Raw genomic sequence first — 21809 nt, 5'->3', positions numbered from 1 at the left:
CCTCTAAAAGAATAGGGGCACCTTTTTTATTTTAGACGAGTGGCTTTAAAGAGAAGGGAGGGAAAGAATTTTCTTAGCCATAAAGCGGTACATTCTTTTATTCCTGCAGGGAAGACCTCTCTTTTGTTTTGCTCAAAACCCTTGATAATAGCTAGAGCACACTGCTTTGCAGAAATGCTTGCTTTATTTTCAACCTGATTATTAGGAGTACCATTTCCAGTCAGTGCATTTTTTGATAGTTCTGTTTGCACATAGCCCGGAGATACGATCATAATCCTCAAACCATCCTTATGCAACTCAGTACGCAGACTTTCAAAAAAGCCTTGTATGGCATGCTTAGAGGCAGAATAAGCAGTTCGGTTGGGAATACCAATCTTTCCTTGTACACTGCTGAGTACGATAATAGCAGAATTAGACTTCTGTTTTAATAAGTGCGGGAGAACTTCTCGAGTTAGATTTACAGTTCCTGTAAAGTTTGTTTGTATGATTTTATTAAAGGTTTCAGCAGTAGTCTCTAAAAAAGAAGAACGCTGACTAATTCCTCCGCAATGGATAAGTATATCAATATTTCCAAAATGATTAATAACTTCTCTTACCTCAGTACTAAAAGAAGCTTGATTTAGGTCTAAAGGAGATATATAACAGTCATTGGGAGCTAGAGGCAGTGACTGCTTGAGATATAATAGCTTTTCTCTACTCCTGGAAGAAATAATCAATCCCTTAACTTTTTTCTCTGCAAGTAGAATACATAGGGCTTGTCCAATGCCTGAAGAGGCACCCGTTATCCATACCACCTTATCTTCAAATTTATTCAATAGTTTCATGTTGCTGTGATTGTAGAAAAAAGTAAAAGTAAATGATATAAACGATAAAGCTACTGAATAAAGTACCAAGGTGTATATATCCTATACCATTGACATCAAACCTGTTTATATAAAAGTATGTGACTGTTAGATAAATGATACTTCCACATAATTCTATCAAGGTATAAGAAGTTAGTTTAGCTTTGGCAATTAGTAAAAAAGAGATAGGCCAACTGAGTAATCGAAAAAGCTCTCCTATTAAATACCAAGGAAGTATTATTTCTACCGCATAAAATTCTTTAGAGAATAATACGTCTATAATAATGTGTCTTAGTAAATAGATACCTATAAATGAAGGAACAAGTATGATGAGTAGATTCTTTGTTGTTTTGCTCCATTCTTTAAGTAATCCTTTTCTAGTATTAATTCCCGCTATTACGGGAAGATAGTAGCTGCGAAATACCATTAGGAGGAGCACCATAAAAGGAAGTATAAGTCGAAGTAAAGCTTCCCATATACCAGCAGCTTCCATTGATAGCTTTTCGGATAGTATGTGCCTTAAAATAATTTCATGAAAGGAGGAGGTAATAACAGTTATTGAGAGTAATGAGTAAGTTACTAATTGCCAAAAATATTGTTTATGGAAAGCTATTTTAAAGATAAATGATAGAGTCTTTAAAAGATTTTTTTCAGGGTAGGGGAGAATTTTAATACATAAAAACCAGCTAGTAACACATACGACCACTTGAAAGCTAATAGTAGCATACAGTGTTCCCATCAAGCCCCATCTAACGGTCAATATGGAAGTGAGTAATAGTGAACTAATGCTTCCTGTAATATTCACTATACTACTTTCCTTGATGCCCCGGTATCCATATAGGATAGCAATAAACATCATATTGAGTCCGTAAATGGTGACAGTCACTCCATAAGTCCGTAGTAGAGTAGCATACGAGGTGTCACTAAAAATCAGCTTGGAGAATGAGATTGAAAAAAGAATGAGACAGGCCCCTATGATTATTCCTCCTATTATACTAATGGATAAAGCCGTTTTTAGTAAAGGAATCCTTTGTGCAGGAGAGGAATAACTTGCCAAGTATTTAGTGACTCCTTGATTAATACCCAGGGAAGAAAGTTGTTCTGTCATCATGACAAAACTTCTTAGTTGCCCAAAAATACCAAGTCCGGAAGGACCTATGTAAATGGCTAATATTTTATTAATAACTAAGTGGGACAATACCCTGATAGCAGTAGCAATGAGTGACCAATATGAAGCGTAGGCAAACCCTTTTTCTTGAAATATTTTTTTTATTAAGCCTTTAATCATCAATTAGTTATTGAGGTGATCCATACGTTTCCCAGTACCAATCGACTGTTTCTTTTAGGCCTTCTGTAAAAGAGTGTGAAGGTTGGTAACCCAATAAGGTTTGTGCTTTTGATATATCAGCAAGGGAGTGAGGAATATCTCCAGTTCTTTCAGGTCCATGAATTGGAGTAATGTTATTTACCGCAGGCTGATAAACACTTAGGTATTTGATGAGTGTTTGCAGAAGTTGGTTGAGGTTATGATTATCACCACAAGCAACGTTATATACGGTATTGATGGCTTCCTTATTGTTTGTAAGGGCTGCCAATTGATTCATTTGTATTACATTATCGATATACGTGAAATCTCTGGAATGTAATCCTTTACCATTGATAGTAGGTTGTTGCCCCTTAAGGAGTTGATCTATAAATTTTGGAATGACAGCAGCATAAGTACTTTCAGGATCTTGTTTTCTTCCAAAAACATTGAAGTATCGAAGACCAATAGTTTCTATGCCATAGGTTTTGGAAAATACATCGGCATATAATTCATTGACGTATTTGGTAACCGCATATGGAGATAAAGGACGTCCTATTTTATCTTCTACCTTAGGTAATCCAGGGTGGTCGCCATAAGTGGAAGAGCTGGCAGCATAAATAAAACGCTTGACACCAGCATTCCGACTAGCAATTAACATATTTAGAAATCCTGTGATATTAACATCATTCGTTGTTTTAGGGTCGTTAATGGAACGGGGTACAGATCCTAAGGCCGCTTGATGAAATACAAACTCTACACCATGAACAGCTTTCTCACAGTCTTTTGGCTCTCGGATATCCCCTTCAATTAGCGTGAAGTTAGGGTGATCGAGGAAGGAGGTGATATTGTGTCGTTTTCCAGTAGAAAAATTATCGAGACAGGTAACATGATTATCCTGTACTAACAGAGATTCTATTAAGTTAGCTCCAATAAATCCCGCTCCTCCGGTTACTAAGACTTTTCGGTTATGTAGTTTTCGTTCCATAATTATGTGAATCCAATGCTATGCCTAGTGAAAGATGTTTATAAACGGTCTGTAACTAGATGACGTTCAAGTTTGCCTTTTACATCGTAAATCACAGTATTCTCAGAAGCGTACTTATCCCAGTTCAATTCATTAAAAGCCTGATGGGCGACAGCCATAACAATCGCAGCGTATTGGTTATTAATAGGTAACTCTTTCAATAAATCAATATCATACTCTTCTTTTACTTCTGCTGGGTTAGCATAAGGATCAAATACTTCTACATTTAATCCAAACCCTTCTAGTTCACGGATAACATCAATAACCCTTGAGTTACGGATATCAGGACAGTCTTCCTTGAACGTGATGCCTGTAACCAATACTTTAGCACCCTCTTTCAAAGTACCTTTTTTCATCATCAACTTGACAACCTTATTGGCGATAAATACCCCCATATTGTCGTTGATTCTTCGTCCTGATAGAATGACTTGAGGGTGATATCCTAGACTTTCAGCCTTATAGGTAAGGTAATAAGGGTCAACTCCAATACAATGACCACCAACAAGACCTGGTCGAAAACCTAGAAAATTCCATTTGGTCCCTGCGGCTTCTAATACTTCGATTGTATCAATTCCAATACGATCAAAAATCAGGGACAGTTCGTTCACGAAGGCAATATTCAAATCCCTTTGAGCATTTTCAATCACCTTTGCGGCTTCAGCTACTTTAATAGAAGAGGCCTTGTGTGTACCCACTTGTACAATGGTGGCGTAGAGTTGATCAATGAGTTCGGCAACTTCCTCTGTACTTCCGGAAGTTACTTTTTTAATATTGTGTACACGGTGAACATGATCTCCTGGATTGATGCGCTCTGGAGAGTAACCGCAGTAAAAATCTTTATTAAATACTAAACCACTATACTTTTCCAAAACAGGTACACACACTTCTTCCGTGCATCCTGGAAATACAGTGGATTCATAAATCACGATATCTCCTTTACCAAGAGCTTTTCCCACCATCTCACTGGCTTTACGCAGAGGAGTAAGGTCAGGTGTTTTATATTCATCGATGGGAGTCGGTACTGTGATGATATAAATATCAATTTTTTCTAGAGCGTCAATATCAGAAGTATAGTGCAAGGTAGAAGCATTAGCAAGTTCCTCTTTACTGACTTCCAATGTTTTATCAATACCACTAGATAATTCATTAACCCGCTCTTTATTTATATCAAAACCAGTAACATCCAATTGATACTTTGAAAATTCGACGGCTAAAGGAAGGCCAACATACCCTAAACCAATAATGGCAATTCGTTTATCTTTTATAGTAGAATGAATCATGATATATATCGAACAGTGGTATTTTATTCACTGAAAAGGTTAATCGTTATTTAATTGTTTGTATAAATTTTGAGCTGTTGCTTCTATTCATAACGATACAATAATACATCCAAACATATTAGATCAAAATAACTTCCTTGATTTTTAGAAGAAGTACAGAAAAACCAAATAAGCTTATGAAAGTTAATCTATTGGTAAGGTTTATAATAATATTCGTATTAATAACCTATATATTACCATTAATATAGATTTTTAGACCAAAACAATTATTTTATTTATGCGACTACCAATCAGTAGATATTTTTTATTGGGGATGATGTTTTTGAATCCTCTCTTTTTATTGGCTCAGAATAAACCTTTGATTCGCTACATTAATATTAGTCCATCAGGACAGTATTTATCATTTTCTTATCAAGGAGATATTTGGGTTTCAGAAATAGATGGAGGACGCCCCTATCGATTGACAGTCCATGAAGGATATGAAGGGAAAAATATATGGAGTCCAGACGGGGAACATATTGCATTTTCAGCAAGCCGATATGGGAACGATGATATTTTTAGAATACCGATTACAGGAGGGAAAGCAGAGCGTTTGACTTATCATTCTTCTAACGATGAAGTTTCAGGATGGACCACTGATAATAAGATCCTATTTGGAGCACAGCGACTATTTGGTTATGTGGAATGGGAGAGAGGTACTTATGCCATAGAGGCTACAGGAGGAACACCTACTCGTTTATTGGATGCAGTAGGATATAATGTAATAAAGTCTCCGGATACGGATTGGTATGCTTTTGAAACCGGACCTTGTCGTGTAGAAAGAGAAACGTATAAGGGTTCGGCGAATAAGGATATTTGGCTTTATCATAGTAAGCGAAAGACTTTTCATCAGTTTACGGACTTTGAGGGACAGGACTATTTACCGAAGTGGGGCAAAGATGGAATGCTATACTTCTTGAGTGCTCGCTCTGGTCGCTATAACGTATGGACGCAAAAAGTAAAGGAAGATGGAACTGTAGAAGGAACGGCCCAACAGTTAACCTTTCAGGAAGATTTCGGAGTAAGGCACTTTGGTATCAGTGATAATGGGATATTAGTTTATACGGCAGGAGATGAGATCTATTCCTTGAATGTGAAAACAGGAGAGCAAAAGGAGGTATTCATTCCATTACAGACAGATGAACGATTTGATGAAGTAGTACGTAAAACTTATCGTGCCAATATAGAAGAGTATGCTTTGGCTCCTAACAGCGATTTATCCGCTTTTATGATTAGAGGAGAAGTGTTTGTGAAAAGAAACTATAAGGATGATTCTCGTGCAGTAAACTTGAGCAATAGTGCCTATAGAGATCAGGATATGACTTGGGTAAATGACTCAACAGTTCTTTTTGTTTCAGACCGAAACGGTAATCAGGACATTTACTTATCTCGCTCTTCAGATAAGCAAATAGGAGGAATCTTTGAGAGTTTAAAACATGAACTAGTACAATTGACGGATACCAAAGAACAAGAACATTCTTTAAAGATGTCACCAGATGGAAAGCACCTCCTTTATCAAAGAGGAAAAGGAACATTACTGGTGGCTGAGGTTTCCGATAATGGAAAACTAAAAAATGAAAAGGTAATGGTAGACAATGGCTGGACCTCATTTTATGGAGTAAACTGGAGTCCTGATAGCAAATGGGTGGCTTACTCCATTCCTGATTTAAACTTTAATTCAGAGGTATTTATTCAGTCTGTAGAGAACAAAGAACAGAAGGCAAATGTCAGTATGCACCCTAGAGGAGATGTTAACCCTGTTTGGAGTCCGGATGGTTCAAAGTTGGCCTTTTTGTCTGTACGAAATAATGGAGATTACGATATATGGTTCGCGTGGTTAAAGAAGGAAGATTGGGAGAAAACACAACAGGAGTGGAAAGAGGAAGATTGGGTACCATCTAGCGAAAGCAAGAAAAAAGAAAAAGAAGAGGAGACAGTTGCACCAATAACGATTGACCTGCAAGATATTCACGAGCGCTTAGTACAGGTGACCGCTTATCCGGGAGAAGAAGGAAGTCCTTTATTTTCCAAAGATGGAAAGACAATTTATTTCTTGAAGAATAATCCTATTGGTGAAAGTACAGAACTTTATAAAATCAACTGGGACGGTGAAGAGGCAAAAAGTATTACCAAGGGCAAAGGGATAAAAGATGTACAATTATCGACAGATGGGAAGAGCTTATTTTTCCTACAGTCAGGAAAATTACAGCAACTGACGATCAAGTCTTCCAAAAAAGAGTCACTGAAGCATGAAGCGAAGATGTTGATTGATTACCCTGAAGAACATAAGCAGATGTTTGAAGAAGGGTGGAGTGCAATTAATGAGGGATTCTATGACCCTGAGTTTCATGGAAAAGACTGGAAAGCCCTTAAAGAAAAGTATCAACCATTGGTATTGAATGCTTCTACCCCAAGAGATTTTAGATATGCTTTTAATTTGATGCTTGGAGAATTGAATGCCAGTCATATGGGACTTTATCGCAATGAGGAAAGGGCTCAAACCCAAAGAGAGCGAACGGGACGATTGGGAATAGAAGTGAAACCCCATAAAAGAGGCGTAGAGGTAACGCATGTAGTGGAAGGTACTCCAGCGTTTCGTCAGAAAAGTAAGTTGGAGGTTGGGGATGTGATTACAGCAGTTAATGGTCATACAATAGATCCTAAAGCTAACTTCTACCAGACCTTAGCCAATCAAAGTGCTGAAAAGGTATTGTTGACGATTCAAGGGGTAAATGGTAAAACCAAGGAAGTGGTGATTCGTCCTGTTTCCTATATCGGAGAGAAACTATACGAAGAATGGGTAAAGGAAAAACGTCGATTGGTAGAGGAATACTCTGAAGGGCGTTTAGGATACCTTCATATAGAAGGGATGAACTGGACGAGTTTTGAGCGTTTCGAAAGAGAACTGACAGCCGCCGGACAAGGAAAAGAAGGGATTGTTATCGATGTTCGCTACAATGGAGGTGGTTGGACGACTGATTACCTGATGGCCGTCTTGAATGTGAAGCAGCATGCCTATACGATTCCGAGAGGAGCAACCAATAGTCTTAAAAATCATCAGGATTTCGCTTCTAACTATCCTTATGGAGAGCGCCTTCCACTTTCAGCCTGGACAAGCCCTGCCATCGCCTTGTGTAATGAGAGCAGTTACTCCAATGCAGAAATATTCTCTCATGCATTCAAAGGACTCAATAGAGGATTGTTAGTAGGAAAGCCAACGTTTGGAGCAGTAATTTCTACAGGTGGTCATCGTATGATCGATGGAGCACTTTTGAGAATGCCTTTCCGTGCCTGGTATGCCAAGCAAACGCAGTTAAATCAGGAACTCAATGGAGCAGTTCCTGATATTATCGTAGAAAATGCTCCGGATGCTTATGTGAAGAAACAAGATGCTCAGTTAAAAAGAGCAGTAGAGGAATTACTAAAACAAGTGAATAAAAAATAAAGGGTAACAAAAAGATCATCGGATTCGTCGATGATCTTTTTTGTTTATGGATTAAAAATCCTTTTCTAATTTTGTTATAAAGATGAGGTAGATATTCATCTTATCGCTATAAGCAGAACATTATCCATGAAAAATATAAAGGTTATAGAAACAGGTGACGGCTCCAGTACTTTATACAATGAGTCACTCAATGAAACGTATCACTCTTCCCATGGAGCAGTAACAGAATCATTGCATGTTTTTTTAAAATCAGGGTTAGAAGATATTGCTGAGAAAACCAAAGCTATCCGTATTCTGGAGATTGGTTTTGGAACGGGACTCAATGCCATATTGACCATACAGAAGGCATTGACCATGCCTGATCACCATATTCACTATACTTCCTTAGAAACTTTTCCTTTGTCGAAGGAGATTGTGGAAGGATTGAATTACAAGAGTATGCTGCCAGAAGAGCTGCATGGATATTTTGACCAAATCCATAACGCACCGTGGAATGAGGCGGTAGATATTCTTCCTAATTTCACTCTTAAAAAGGTAAATGAGGGATTAGAAACATTCGAGTTAGAAGAAGAGGATAATCCGTTCAATCTATATTATTATGATGCTTTTGCACCTAATAAACAGCCAGAGTTATGGGAAGTTGAACGATTCCAAAAATGTTACGACATGGCTGAAGAAGGAGCCTTGTTAGTGACTTATTGTGCTCAAGGGCAGTTCCGAAGAAATTTGAAGGCGGCAGGGTTTACTATGGAAAAATGGCCTGGCCCTCCTGGGAAGAGAGAAATGACTAGAGGACATAAAATTGGTAGGTGTTAAGGGTTAGGGATTAGGTGATAGTATAAAATACTAATACCTAATCCCCAATATCTAACTCCTAATTCAGTTTAGAGGCTTGTGTCAATTTCAACACTACCGCTTTCTCCAATGCTTTGGCTTTAGGGAATAGAATTTCATTCTCTATACAGGAGTGAAGCATCAATTCTTCTTCAAATTTTTTCAGCTCAGAATAAATAACCTTCATATAAGGAGAAGCATGTGCTGGAAGTTGATAATGATTAGTGAGGTAGCGAATCCCAGCCATCTCATCATCATCATCTTGGTGCTGTTGGGCATAGACCTTAATAGAATTTCTTTTCATAAGGTAGAAAAGCTCGGTACTATTCATAAAGCCTTCCTGTTTAGCTTTGTACAGCTTTCTGATATACTCAAATAACGTATCCTCCTCCTCATAGATATGATGAATAAACTCTTCCATAAATTCAGGGAAGATAATTTTCATATCCTCAGCAATCTCTGGACTATTGAAAAGTTGACTGTCGATATCCTGTATCATTTGAGAAATAAAAGGCAATCGATAGCGGATAAACCACATATGGGTTGACTTCAAATGATTGATAACAACATCAACAGAAGATTTACTTAATGATTGATAGGAAGGAACAACCGTCTGCTTCTGACTTTCTTGCAGATGAAGTAAAAGCTTCTTTTGGTCTAATCCTCTTTTGATACAAATCTCTTGAAGCGTATTCTCTGCAAATCGATAAAAGGGAATACCCAGAAAGTGTAAGGGAGCAGCAAGGTTACAATGAACGCCTACTAGTTCTTTGAGTTTTGTGTGTAGTATATAGGATGGTTCCATTGGAACAAGTTGAATTTAGTCTGTAATACCCGTTAGCAATCAGTGATAAAATACTTGACGGGGTAAAGGAATATGAAAAAATAGATGGAATAAAATCTTCTATTTTATCGTAAAAGATATTTCAGTAAAATAACTAGAGATCAAAATATTAGCAAATATTACACAATTGAATCTTAATTTTTGAATCATTCTACTTTGGAATGTAACTTAAGAGAGTAGAATATTTTTTTAATAACCCCCAACATCTCTAATGAACTATAGACTTTTACTTTCTACATACTTATTACTTCATGTCTTTACCTTGGCTTATACGCAGGAAAGAATTATAGAGGGAACATTATTAGACTCCCAAGGAGATCCAATGATCGGAGCCAATATAACGGAGGTGGGTACGACCAATGGTACCGTCGCTAATTTTGATGGCTATTATAAACTGAAAGTCCCTTTAGGAGCTACCATTAGAGTAGTTATGATAGGGTACCGCAGTAGAATCTTTACGGTAACAGAAGAAAACTCTCGATCTGTAAATGCTTTGGAGCAGCAAAAACCAATTGTTATCAATCCTGATTACAAGCCTTCTGTTCCTCAAAAAATTATGATTTCGGATTCATTGATGGATGTGAAGGAGGGAATAGGACTCATGGAGCACAACGCTACCACCTATGAGCTGGCCAGCGATTTATGGGGGAAGCCATTTGATCAGTATACACTCAGAGAGTATGAATGGAAATATAGAAGAGGAAGGTACTATCAGGAAAAACGAATGGAGGTTTCTGTTCCCCGATTATCCTATATGGGTATTTTTCAGTTAGGTCTTGTGGGAAAACTACCCAAACTACAACAGGAATATGCACAAGGAAGACCTGTAGACGGAAACTTAACTTGGAGGGGAGGGCATGATAATGAACAATTCAGCTGGGGACCTAAGGTAAAAGAGTTGGTGTATGACAATAGTAATTACACTTATGACCCCAAGGGACAATTGCAGTTGGGGACATTTGGTATTCCTGCAGAAACATACAACCCTTACGAAATATTTAAGCCAAGTATTGGTCAGGTACATCGCATAGGAATAGAAGGTATTTATTGGAATCAAAGGTATCATGCACGCTATTCAAGGAAAGATGCTAGAGGGATATGGGAAGGAAATAAAGAGGAACAGAATACTTTTTCTGTAGGCGTAGGAAAAGAAAGAGATGCCTGGCGGTACAATATAGATTATCGGTTTGCTCAAGAGGAGTCGTTGCTTCCCAATGTAGGTGGGTTATATCAGAGAATCCTTTTTAATGCAATCACAACGCCTCCTACTTTTGATCATAGTTATAATCCTTCTTTGACATATGCGGATAATTGGAGTATAAATCCTTATCAGTTGTTACGAACAGATACGAAAAAGCAAGTCAGAAATCATTGGCTTGGAGGTAAGGTGGCCTATCATGATAACTGGTGGAATGTGAGCCTTGCTGGGGCTTATTGGACAGAATACATAGGACAAAAATTTGAGGAAATAGGAAATACTCCTACTACGTCCACTGATAGGGTACGAAAATTTGAACAGGGTAATCTTACGACCCAATGGGAACATACGATAGATGGTATGTGGAATTCGGAGTTCAAGTATATGTTAAACTGGATCACAAGGGACTATCTGACACAACATAACAGGGAGGATTACAGTGAAGAGATAAGACCTTTATTAAAAAGCCGAATAACACATCAATGGCTATGGAGAGGGAAAGTCGGACATACAGACTATCATGCAACCTATTTAAAGCTAGGAAACAATATTTATCATTCGAATACGCTCCAAGAGCAGAAAGTATTGTGGTGGAGCCCTTCGATTACATGGTTTACCTATCCCTTAGAAATATTGACTAATCTAACAGATGTATGGATAGATAATGAAAGAAGCCTTAGAACACGTATTGCTTATGCCAGGTCATATCAGGAGGTATCCCTTAAGGATTATCCTCAGTATATGAATGCTATGAGTTTGAGCAGTAGTGATTTGAATAATTATTACCCCTATCAGGAAAGTATAATATCTAATGGGATAGCCCCTGAACAAGTGGATGATATAAGTGTAGCATTGAGTTACACCAATGGTATAAATAATCACTACTTTTTTCTTAATGCAGATTGGTTTTATCGTAAGTATAGTAATGTATTATTACCGGTTCAGTCGGATATGACAACCTATTCCTGGACAAATACGGGAACATACCGTAATCGGGGGATAAATATAGAACTCAACTATCAATTGAATTTAGGGTGGGGAGAGAATAGTTGGGAAAGTACCTTGATTTTTGAACGGGTAAGGAATAAGGTATTGGAAGTATATTCCCCTTCGGGAAGAGTACAGATTGCAGGGTTTGATAATATTGGGAAGTATATGATAGAGGGACAGCCTTTGGGGGTATTGGTGGGTTCTGAATACGAAAGGGATGGATTTGGAAACCATATAATTGATGATACAGGGTATCCTAAGGTAAAAAGGCAAAGAGGAATTATTGGAGATCCTAATCCAGACTGGATGCTAAAGTATAATACCACATTCTCTTACGAAGGATGGCGTATAGAAATGTTATGGGATATTAAAAAAGGAGGACAGGTATGGAATGGAACCCGGCAGATGCTCAATTACCTAGGAAGGTCTGAGGAGACAGGGGAACTTCGTGAAGAAGTAGGATATATTTATAGAGGAGTCACAGAACAGGGAGAAATAAATACACAAGCAGTGGATTTTGCAGCCCCTGCCTTGGGTATAGAACATAACCGTTGGGTACGTTATGGTGCTGAGGGGGTTGCAGAGGAGGTTGTGGAGGATGGAAGCTGGTTACGTTTGCAATCGCTTTCGGTAGGATATGGCCAGCAACTTGATGGAAGTGATTTCTTCTACCGATGGGGTATATCTCTACAAGCAGAAAACCTTATACTTTGGACACCTTATACTGGAATTGATCCTCAGACAACATTATTGAGTCACCACTATGGTATAGGTATGGATTATTTTAATGTACCTACCATGCGAACGTTTAAACTAAAACTATCTCTAACACTATAACCCTATTTGGATGCAACAATTATTCAGAAATAAAGGACGTCTTTTCCCTCTATTATTTTTTGGACTCGTCTTGATGGGAGCTTTTCCTATAGTTCAAAATCCATTGATGAGAACCATTCAGCAAAAGTTAAAACTCTACCATGAAAGGTTACCACAAGAAAAGGTATACCTACAATTAGATAAACCCATTTACAAGCCAGGAGAAACGATATGGGTCAAAGGGTATTTGCGTAATGGGAGTGATCTTTCACCTACGGGAATTAGTGATATTGCTTATATAGACTTAATTGATCCGAAAGGAAATACTGTCCAAAAACTAACGTTACAAGTCCTTGAAGGAGGATTTGAGGGAAGTTTTGACCTGGAGAAAAGTAGTGTCGGAGGTAATTATAGAGTGAAAGCTTATACCCATTGGATGCAAAATTTCGATAATCAGGATGTTTTTGAGAAGGAGTTGCAGGTAATGAAATTAGTGAAGCCTCGTCTGCTGATGAAGCTGGATTTTCAAAGAGAGGCGTATGGACCTGGAGATGAGGTGACTGCAGAGATTTCTATACGGATGCTGAATGATGAACCTTTGAGACATATGCCTGTTGATTTTTTGTATAGTCTCAATGGGAAGAAACAAGAAAAGTGGTCGGGTATTACAGACGAAGAAGGTATGCTAAACATGGCATTTCAACTTCCAGAAAATCTGATGACCAATGATGGCTTATTGAATGTACAAATTGGATTTGAAGGAACAGTAGAAGCCATCTCCAGAGCCATTCCAATTGTGTTGAATGATATTGACCTACAATTTTTTCCAGAGGGAGGAGAGTGGATTGCAGGTAAGACTTCCAGGATAGCTTTCAAGGCATTGAATGAATTTGGTAAACCGGCAGATATCAAAGGGGTATTATTGGATGCTAAAGGGAATCAATTATTAGACTTTGAGAGTTTCCATCAAGGAATGGGAGCTCTTAATTATAAGGCAAAGGCAGGGGAAGTCTATAGCGCTCGAATCACACACCCAAAAGGAATTGAAAAGGAATATACATTACCAGCTGTAAAGGAAAGTGGTTTTGGGATACATTTCGTTCAGCAAAATCAAGAGTATCTCGATCTCCTATACTCTACTCCGAATGAGCAGCAAGGTGGATATGCAATTGTGCAACATGGAGGAACCGTTTACTATTCTAAATACTGGAAAGGGACAGAAGAGGAAGAAAGCAAGAAGATATCCTTAAAAGGTCTTCCGATGGGAGTATTGCAGTTGACATTGTTTGACGAAAAAGGGGTTGCTCAGGCAGAGCGCTTATTCTTTAATCAGGGACATGAGGGGTTGTCTATAGAACTAAAGACTAATAAAAAGCAATACGGACCTCGGGAGGAGATTACGCTTGAGCTGAAAACAACGAATCAAAAAGGAAGGCCAGTATCAGCGAATGTTGCGGTAGCAGTGGTTGATGATAAGATATTGTCCGTAGCGGATGATCAACAACATACGATTTTATCCTGGCTGTTAGTGGGAAGTGATTTAAAAGGAAGCATTGAAGAACCGGCTTTTTATTTTGATCCTGAGGAAGAGAAAGCAGCAGAAGCATTGGATTACTTGATGTTGACACATGGTTGGAGAAGGTTTACATGGGAAGAATTAAACGAAAGTGATTTAACCTACCAATATTCTCCAGAGAAAGAAAATGTGATTGCCGGACAGGTGATCAATACCAGAAGTAATAAGCCTTTGAAAACGACCGTGCAGTTATTTGAAATGGAAAGGGATCGTCGCACCTTGAAGGTACAAACGGATAAGAATGGAAGGTTTGTGTTTGTAGGAATAAATCCTTCGGTAGGTATTAATCTGTTGGCGGAGGTACCTAAGATGGTCAATAGGAATCATATTGCGATAAAATTGACCAAGAACAATATTCTACAAAAAGCTATTTATACTACTTCTGAAGAAGAGATTGCTAAAATATTACCAGTTCCAGAAGAGCTCATAGAAGAAGTAGACTTAGACTTTGAGATAAGTGAGGATATTATGGGGGCAGGGATGGATCCTATAGAAATGGAAGAAGAGGTAGAACGGTTGGATGAAGTAGTAGTAACCGCCTTTGGAGTAGCCTCAGAGGAAAAGGCATTAGGGTATAGTGTAGTGAATATTCGTTCCAACGGGCTTGATAGAGGGTTGACAACACAAGAAATCGGAAATGTACTGCAAGGAAAAGTAGCAGGTGTGCAGGTCACAGAAGGAGGAGGACAGCCGCAGGTAATGATTAGGGGGAATGCTACGGTAGGGGTAGGCAATAAGCCCTTGTATATATTGGATGGTATACCAGTGGCAGAGGGTGCAATCTATTCTTTGTCTCCAGAAGAAATAGGTACGGTAGCAGTGATGAAAGGCAATGAGGCAACGGCACTTTACGGAAGTGCTGCCCAGGGAGGCGTTATCCTGATTAATACCCACAAGGGATATATTGAAAGTGGGCGGATTTTTAAGCAAGGAGCGAGATATGTGCAGACCTACATTAAACCAAGTAGAGATCTTAGTAAAACCAGGGCATTTTATATGCCTAAGTATAGTAAAAAAGAGAAAGTAAAAGAACGGACAGACTTTCGGGAGACCATTTTGTGGTTGCCTACATTGATTACCGGAGAAGATGGAAAGGCAATGGTCAAGTTTTTTAATTCAGACGATGTGACCACTTTTCGTGTAACAGCAGAAGGCGTGAGTACGAAAGGATTGGTAGGTAGAAAAGAGCATACATTCTCTTCACAACTTTCTTTTGGTATCGAAACTAAAGTACCCGCTTATTTAACGATGGAAGATACCGTACATATTCCCATCTTCTTGAAAAATAATACCGCTGAAACCATAACAGGTATATTGGAAATTAATAGTCCGTTGGAATCCATTGAACACCCGAATAGGATACAAAAAATTTCACCTTATTCTACCAAGAAAGTATTGTATAAGGCAACCGCTACAAGGCCTAAAAAAGGACAGCTAGAAATAGCTTTTAGAGGAGATATGTATCAAGATAAGGTTAGCCAACCAATAGAGGTTAAAGCAAAAGGTTTCTCGATGCAAGCTTCGTATGCTGGTATGACATCGGCAAATACTTCTTTTATCTTGAGAGATCCTGTGAACTATACCACTCAGGCTAGCTTAGTTATTCCTGGTAACATGACAGAGCAGCTAATGGATGGAGTGGCTTCTATTATCAGGGAACCTTATGGGTGTTTTGAGCAGGTTTCTTCTTCTACTTATCCGAACTTGATGGCGCTACAATTAATGGAACAAACAGGGTATGAAAATAAAGAAGTAAAAAGAAGGGCATTAGCGTATATCAAGAAAGGCTATAAGAAATTGAAAGCCTATGAAACCAAGAAGGGAGGATTTGAGTGGTTTGGAAATTTGCCTCCACATGAGGCACTGACCGCTTATGGATTATTGGAGTTTTCAGAAATGAAACCGTTCTATAAAGGGGTAGAGGATGCATTAATTGAACGTACCAAGAAATGGTTGTTGGATAGACGCGATGGAAAAGGAGGTTTTAAGCAGAGTAAAGGAAAATATGATGCTTTCGGGCAAGCAACGGAAAAAGGAACCAACGCTTATATTGTTTATGTATTGGCTAGAATTGGGGAGCAAGGTATACAGAGGGAATTTGACTATGCCTATCAAGAAGCGCTTCAGAGTAAAGATGCCTACGGAATGGCATTGATGGCCAATGCGGCTTATTTGTTAGAGTACAAAGTAAAAGGGGATCAAATGCTTTCTGAGTACCTGAAGCTAGTAAAAGAGGATGGTTATGGTGCGCTAAAAGGAGTGTCCATCACACAAAGTGGAGGGAGAAGTTTACAAATTGAAATTGCTTCTTTGGGAGCGTTAGCCATGTTAAGGCAGGAACGGGTTAATGCGGCACAAATTGCAAAAGCAGCAGACTACATCATCAGCAATAAATCTTTTGGACGGTATGGGGCAACGCAGTCAACAATACTTGCATTGGAATTTTTGGTAAACTACAGTCAGTATACAACAGTACAAAGTAATCGAGAAGGACACCTATTGGTTTATGTCAATAATAAAAAAGTAGCGGAGCAATCAATTTCTACTAAAAGAGAAAAAAATATAATCATTGAAGGATTAGAAGCGTATTATTCTTCAAAAGGTAAACAGGAAGTTAAAGTTGAGTTGCAGGGAATTGACTCTATGCAGTATACTCTGGATACACAATGGTCTACCCAAACTCCTCAAAGCGATGAGCACTGCATGGTAGATTTATCGACAAGTTTATTACAAGAGGAAACACAAGTAGGAAATACCTGTCGACTTACTGCTACCATTAAAAATAAGCAAAGTATGGGATTGCCTATGGTGGTAGCTAAGATTGGAATCCCTTCAGGATTGTCGATACAGCCATGGCAACTGAAAGCTCTTAAAGAGGAGCAGAAGGCAGACTTTGTAGAGCTATTCGAGAATTATGTAGTGCTATATTTCACCTCAATGGGACCGGAAGAGGTTAAGGAAATACACTTGGATTTGAGAGCAGAGGTAGGAGGGCAATATGGGGCTCCGGCAAGTACAGCTTATTTATATTATACCAATGAAGCGAAAGATTGGGAAGCGGGACAAAGGATAACAATTCGTTCTGCTGAAACCGTTTTACCAGAGAACTAGTGGACTAATTGCTAAGTTTCCTTATATAAAAAGGTATCTGCTCTAAGAGTTCAGTATAGCCTGCGAGGTACGAGCAAGGCGAAACGCTCTTAGAGCTAAATAGCAGTAAACTATCTTTAGTCCACGATTAAATAGCATCAAAAAAATAAGCCAACCTTTTCCATGATGGAATCAGGTTGGCTTGTTGTTTAAAACGGTATATCCTTATCTAAAGGAGGCCAATCGCTTGCAAGGTGCTTACCACATTAGGGTGCTGTTCCTTTTTGGCAGCTTCTTTTACCTTTTTCATACGAGCATCTTCCGCTCCTATTGTAACGATCGCTTGATAAGCGGAATTACGAGTTTTGTAATCGATGCTGTTTTCGGCATAGTTCAAGAGGTAAGCGATGGCTTGGTCTTGTATATCTTCTGGTTGATTCATGGCATAACTGCCATAAAGGTTGAAGACATAACTACGCTCATAACCACTCAGTCTGTTCAGGTGCTTTTCATACCAGTCAATCTTACCGGGTACCTGAAAATAACTATAGTAGTTTCCTAAAACGACAACCATATTGAGGTCTTTGACATCCTCATATTGTGCGCAAATCTTCTCAGAGTCAGGTCCCCCCATACTCAGGTAAGCTTGCAAAGCAACAGCACTCACCGTATAAGAGGAGTCATTAAGGGCTTGTTTTGCTACAGGAAGCATATTGGCGTTAAGAGTGGTCAGGGTATTGATTGCGGTAGCTCTGACCAAAGACTTAGGGTCGTCCGTTACCAAAGAAGTAACTTTTTGGGTGATTACTGCTTGCATACTCCCTTGGTAATCTTCCAATAACTCTAAAGCAACCTCTCTAATTTTCCATGAGTCGTCTGATAGGGATTGGTAAAATACAGAGTCCACTTCACTATCTTTTCCTAGTTCTTCTGTTAGATCTTCCAATCCTTTTATGCGGTGTAGTACATTTTCGGCATACTTAACTTGTTGAATAAGCTCTTCAGTACTTTTACTATAATCGATAACAGCAGGAAGAATTTTATCACTATCAAAAATAAGAACATCCGGTTTATCCGTATAAAGGTTAGGGAAGTGTTGTACCGCCTTGTCAATTACTAGTTCTTTCACCTGCTTTTTTCCATTCTTCCAGATTGCAACCTTTACCGGTAAACGATAGATAGGTGTATAGGCAGGGTTTTGTGTTTGCTTGACTGTAAGTGTTCCATTGGAATGACTGACTTTTAACTCAGGATGTCCTCTGTGCATAAACCATTGGTCAAAGTACCAATGAAGATCTTGTCCGGTGACTTCCTCCAAAGCCAATCGCAAGTGATCAACTTCTACATCTTTATACTCATTGGTTTTCAGGTAAAGGTTTACTCCTTCAAAGAATGCTTTGTCACCAATGGTTTTTCTTAGGTTATGCAGGATTACTCCGCCCTTGGAATAAGAGTGGGAATCGAACATATCTTCCCGATCGGTATAGTGATAGCGAATAAGAGGTTCCCGTTTGGTTTGTGCCTCATACAAGTAGGTTTGCCATTCTTTCTCTTTAAGTACTTCTGCTTCGTCTATTCCGTACTTATATTCTGACCATAGGTACTCTCCATAGTTCGCAAAAGATTCGTTAAGTGGAAGGTTACTCCATGACTCGCAGGTAACCAAATCTCCAAACCAATGATGAATCAATTCATGGGCAATAATAAAGTCCCAGTTTTGGTCTAAAAGGTAACGATCATCTACTTGCAGATTTTCCATAAAGATGGAAGCTGTCGTATTTTCCATAGCACCAGAAACAAAGTCTCTAACTACGACTTGATAATATTTATCCCAAGGGTAAGGATAGTTGAATCGTTCAGAGAAGAAGGTCATCATTTCAGGAGTATGTCCAAAGATGTCTTTGGCATAGGGAGCGTACTCCGGTTCAACCATGTAGCCTACTTTCTTTCCATTCCACTCTTCTTCGATGACGGCAAACTCACCAATAGCCATGGCAAATAGGTAAGGAGCATGGGGTAAATCTTGTTTCCAGTAGTCCGTACGGGAGCCATCTGCATTACGTACCTGAGAGATTAGCTTACCATTGGAAAGTGTTTTGAATCGGTCTTCTACGGTGATGTAGAGCTCTTGTTTAGTTTTTACGTTAGGACTGTCAAATGTAGGGAACCAACAAGAGCTGGCCTCTGTCTCACCTTGTGTCCATATTTGTTGGGGCTTGTTTGGTTCTTTTCCGGTTGGATTGATAAAATATAAGCCTTTGTCCGAGACAATAGCACTACTTCCTTTAACGGTAAGTTCATTGGGCTTCGCCGTGTATTTTATATAAACCTCCAGTTCATCTTCTGGCTGTACTTCCTGAAAATACAAAGTAAGCTTCAGGCTGTCGTATTCCATACGGTCAATGGGGATGTTCTTTCCATTTACAGTAAGGGAGGTTTCGTGAATATCAAACCCTTTGGCATCTAGTGTAACCTTATTTTGAGGGTAAAAATAAGGTTGCATGTTAAGGTAAGCGCGTCCATATAGGTATTGCTTCTTCCAGTCAAAGCTAACAAACAAGCGGGTGTTATCCAGCTTGAAATGCTTGTGATCTTCTGAATGGTATTCTCCCTTTGGTCTGACCCATAGCGGTTGCCCAAAGCTATCAGGCTTGGAGAGATATACGGTGTCTGTTGGGATAACGACCTGAGAAGCCAAGGGAGCGGAAGGTTGTTTGGTTTTACAAGCAGTAAAAGCCAATAGAACCGAAAATAGTGTAAAAATGATTCTATAGTTCATTCTTTATTTAGTTATCAGGTATTTATATGTATATTTTTTAGTACAAATTATTTGACCTAAATGTAGCTAAAGATTAATATATATTTGATATCCGCTTACATTTCGTCAGCAAAAGTGAATGGAAAGTGGAATAAGCTGACAATTTGTCCTAAAACCTTAAAAAGGATTATATCTTGATATAGAGAATACAAGTACTAACATGCTTTAGAATATGGTATACCAAGTACCCGATAACAGATCAATATTACCTTAATTATAGAATCCAATGACGAAATTTAGATCCACAACCGTCCTTGCGGTTGTAAAAGATGGAAAAGTGGCCATAGGAGCCGACGGGCAAGCCACTTTTGGAAATACAGTAGCCAAAAGTAATGTTCGTAAGGTGCGTAGATTGAATAACAATATCGCAATTGGATTTGCGGGGTCTACAGCCGATGCGTTTACGTTGATGGAGCGTTTTGAAGAGAAACTGGCAGCATTCAGTAGTAATATGAAAAGGGCAGCCATTGAGCTGGCGAAAGACTGGAGGACTGATCGTTACCTTCGTAAACTAGAGGCCATGATGATCGTAGCCAACAAAGAGGAGGTATTGATTATTTCTGGTACAGGAGATGTGATAGAACCAGATCATCAGATTGCTTCTATTGGTTCTGGAAGTATGTATGCGCAAGCAGCAGCCTTATCCATGATGAAGCATGCACCTCACCTTTCGGCAGAAGAGATCGTAAGAGAAGGTTTGAATATTGCCGCAGACATTTGTATTTACACCAACCACAACTTGGTTTTAGAAGTATTGGAATAGTGAAGCAACCTATTGAAAATACTCCTTTAGAGGAGATTAAGGATCCCGTAATTACTGATTACGGGATTCGTCTTTTTATAAAGCGAGATGATTTGACGCATCCCGCAATTTCTGGAAATAAGTGGAGAAAACTGAAGTATAATCTGCAACAAGCAAAAAAGGAAGGACATAAGACCTTATTGACCTTTGGAGGAGCTTATTCCAATCACATTTATGCGGTAGCGGCGGCAGGGCTCTGGATGGATTTTGAGACGATAGGTGTGATTCGAGGAGAGGAGCACCTTCCTTTAAATCCGACGCTTTCTTTTGCGAAGGAAGCAGGAATGAAGTTGGTTTATATGGATAGAACCACTTTCAGGACCCATGAAAGTCCAGAAGTGTTACAGTCATTGAAGGAGGAATGGGGCGATTTTTACACCGTTCCCATGGGAGGAAGTAATGTGTTTGCTTTACCGGGCTGTCAGGAGATTGTAAAAGAAATAGAGGCTGAACCGTTAACGTTTGATTATATCTGTTGTGCTTGTGGAACCGGAGGTACATTGGCAGGGATACTCTCGGGCTTAAAGGATGGACAGCAAGCAATAGGTTTTCCTGCCTTAAAAGGAGGAGAATTTTTGTATGATGATATTCATAAGTTATTGGAAGAGGCTTCTGTGGATGTACCTTCTTCTCAGTGGACATTAAATTGCGACTACCACTTTGGAGGATATGCAAAGAAAAAGCCTGAGCTTCTAGCTTTCATGGAAGCTTTTGAAGAAAGAAACCAGATTCCGTTGGAGTTTATCTATACAGGAAAAATGATGTATGGCGTCTATGACTTAATACAGAAGGGATACTTTCCAGAAGGGAGCCAGATTGTGGTTGTGCATACAGGAGGGCTACAAATAAAAAACGGATAATCCCTTGTTAAGAGGGCTTATCCGTTTTGATATTATGATTGCAAA

At 38.9% G+C, this 21809-nt stretch carries 12 protein-coding genes; 6 read left to right on the top strand and 6 right to left on the bottom strand.

The genetic code is table 11. The annotated features are described in order from the left end of the window. Positions 1-26 precede the first annotated feature (26 nt). From ABD985_RS07360 to ABD985_RS07345, 4 genes are read right to left on the bottom strand one after another with little or no spacing between them, the layout of a single operon-like run. Positions 27-824 carry an SDR family oxidoreductase gene (locus tag ABD985_RS07360; protein ID WP_345370511.1) on the bottom strand — a complete coding sequence of 266 codons (798 nt, stop codon included), beginning with the start codon at positions 822-824 and terminating at the stop codon, positions 27-29. Further along, the gene (locus ABD985_RS07355) at positions 808-2130 is read right to left on the bottom strand and encodes an O-antigen translocase (RefSeq protein WP_345370510.1); all 1323 of its coding nucleotides are present in this window, start codon (positions 2128-2130) and stop codon (positions 808-810) included. Before ABD985_RS07355 ends, ABD985_RS07360 begins: the two co-directional genes overlap by 17 nt. A gap of 7 nt (positions 2131-2137) precedes the next feature. Next, positions 2138-3133: an SDR family oxidoreductase gene (locus tag ABD985_RS07350; protein WP_345370508.1), complete on the bottom strand. Its 996-nt coding sequence runs from the start codon at positions 3131-3133 to the stop codon at positions 2138-2140. 38 nt (positions 3134-3171) lie between these two features. Next, on the bottom strand, positions 3172-4452 hold the full coding sequence (locus ABD985_RS07345) for a nucleotide sugar dehydrogenase (protein WP_345370507.1): 1281 nt from the start codon (positions 4450-4452) through the stop codon (positions 3172-3174). Between the two features lie 277 nt (positions 4453-4729). Here ABD985_RS07345 and ABD985_RS07340 point away from each other — a divergent pair, with 277 nt between their 5' ends. Then, positions 4730-7936 carry a S41 family peptidase gene (locus ABD985_RS07340; RefSeq protein WP_345370505.1) on the top strand — a complete coding sequence of 1069 codons (3207 nt, stop codon included), beginning with the start codon at positions 4730-4732 and terminating at the stop codon, positions 7934-7936. Positions 7937-8062: 126 nt separating this feature from the next. Beyond that, positions 8063-8752, top strand: coding sequence for a tRNA (5-methylaminomethyl-2-thiouridine)(34)-methyltransferase MnmC2 (gene mnmC2, locus ABD985_RS07335; protein WP_345370503.1), 690 nt, complete (start codon positions 8063-8065; stop codon positions 8750-8752). Positions 8753-8810: 58 nt separating this feature from the next. Here mnmC2 and ABD985_RS07330 read toward each other — a convergent pair whose 3' ends face one another. Next, positions 8811-9575, bottom strand: a complete 765-nt coding sequence (locus tag ABD985_RS07330; protein ID WP_345370501.1) for an iron-sulfur cluster repair di-iron protein — start codon at positions 9573-9575, stop codon at positions 8811-8813. Positions 9576-9825: 250 nt separating this feature from the next. On the opposite strand from ABD985_RS07330, the gene ABD985_RS07325 reads away from it, so the two are divergent. After that, complete coding sequence (locus ABD985_RS07325; protein WP_345370499.1) at positions 9826-12639, top strand: carboxypeptidase-like regulatory domain-containing protein; 2814 nt, start codon at positions 9826-9828, stop codon at positions 12637-12639. 10 nt (positions 12640-12649) lie between these two features. After that, positions 12650-17305, top strand: coding sequence for an MG2 domain-containing protein (locus ABD985_RS07320; RefSeq protein ID WP_345370497.1), 4656 nt, complete (start codon positions 12650-12652; stop codon positions 17303-17305). Between the two features lie 208 nt (positions 17306-17513). Here the strand turns inward: ABD985_RS07320 and ABD985_RS07315 are convergent, their stop codons facing one another. After that, on the bottom strand, positions 17514-20063 hold the full coding sequence (locus tag ABD985_RS07315) for a M1 family aminopeptidase (RefSeq protein ID WP_345370496.1): 2550 nt from the start codon (positions 20061-20063) through the stop codon (positions 17514-17516). Between the two features lie 265 nt (positions 20064-20328). On the opposite strand from ABD985_RS07315, the gene hslV reads away from it, so the two are divergent. Beyond that, positions 20329-20865 (top strand): ATP-dependent protease subunit HslV, encoded by a 537-nt coding sequence (gene hslV / locus ABD985_RS07310; RefSeq protein ID WP_345370495.1) that lies wholly within the window; start codon positions 20329-20331, stop codon positions 20863-20865. Continuing rightward, on the top strand, positions 20865-21764 hold the full coding sequence (locus tag ABD985_RS07305) for a 1-aminocyclopropane-1-carboxylate deaminase/D-cysteine desulfhydrase (RefSeq protein WP_345370493.1): 900 nt from the start codon (positions 20865-20867) through the stop codon (positions 21762-21764). Before hslV ends, ABD985_RS07305 begins: the two co-directional genes overlap by 1 nt. Positions 21765-21809: the final 45 nt, after the last annotated feature.

The sequence above is a fragment of the Algivirga pacifica genome (assembly GCF_039543525.1).
Classification (GTDB): Bacteria; Bacteroidota; Bacteroidia; order Cytophagales; family Flammeovirgaceae; genus Algivirga; species Algivirga pacifica.
This window is presented reverse-complemented; position numbering and strand designations above follow the sequence as displayed.

Coding starts and splice junctions, on each gene's coding strand:
- ABD985_RS07355 (WP_345370510.1), bottom strand. CDS start 2,130: ATGATTAAAGGCTTAATAAAAAAAATATTTCAAGAAAAAGGGTTTGCC.
- ABD985_RS07345 (WP_345370507.1), bottom strand. CDS start 4,452: ATGATTCATTCTACTATAAAAGATAAACGAATTGCCATTATTGGTTTA.
- mnmC2 (WP_345370503.1), top strand. CDS start 8,063: ATGAAAAATATAAAGGTTATAGAAACAGGTGACGGCTCCAGTACTTTA.
- ABD985_RS07350 (WP_345370508.1), bottom strand. CDS start 3,133: ATGGAACGAAAACTACATAACCGAAAAGTCTTAGTAACCGGAGGAGCG.
- hslV (WP_345370495.1), top strand. CDS start 20,329: ATGACGAAATTTAGATCCACAACCGTCCTTGCGGTTGTAAAAGATGGA.
- ABD985_RS07320 (WP_345370497.1), top strand. CDS start 12,650: ATGCAACAATTATTCAGAAATAAAGGACGTCTTTTCCCTCTATTATTT.
- ABD985_RS07330 (WP_345370501.1), bottom strand. CDS start 9,575: ATGGAACCATCCTATATACTACACACAAAACTCAAAGAACTAGTAGGC.
- ABD985_RS07340 (WP_345370505.1), top strand. CDS start 4,730: ATGCGACTACCAATCAGTAGATATTTTTTATTGGGGATGATGTTTTTG.
- ABD985_RS07315 (WP_345370496.1), bottom strand. CDS start 20,063: ATGAACTATAGAATCATTTTTACACTATTTTCGGTTCTATTGGCTTTT.
- ABD985_RS07360 (WP_345370511.1), bottom strand. CDS start 824: ATGAAACTATTGAATAAATTTGAAGATAAGGTGGTATGGATAACGGGT.
- ABD985_RS07325 (WP_345370499.1), top strand. CDS start 9,826: ATGAACTATAGACTTTTACTTTCTACATACTTATTACTTCATGTCTTT.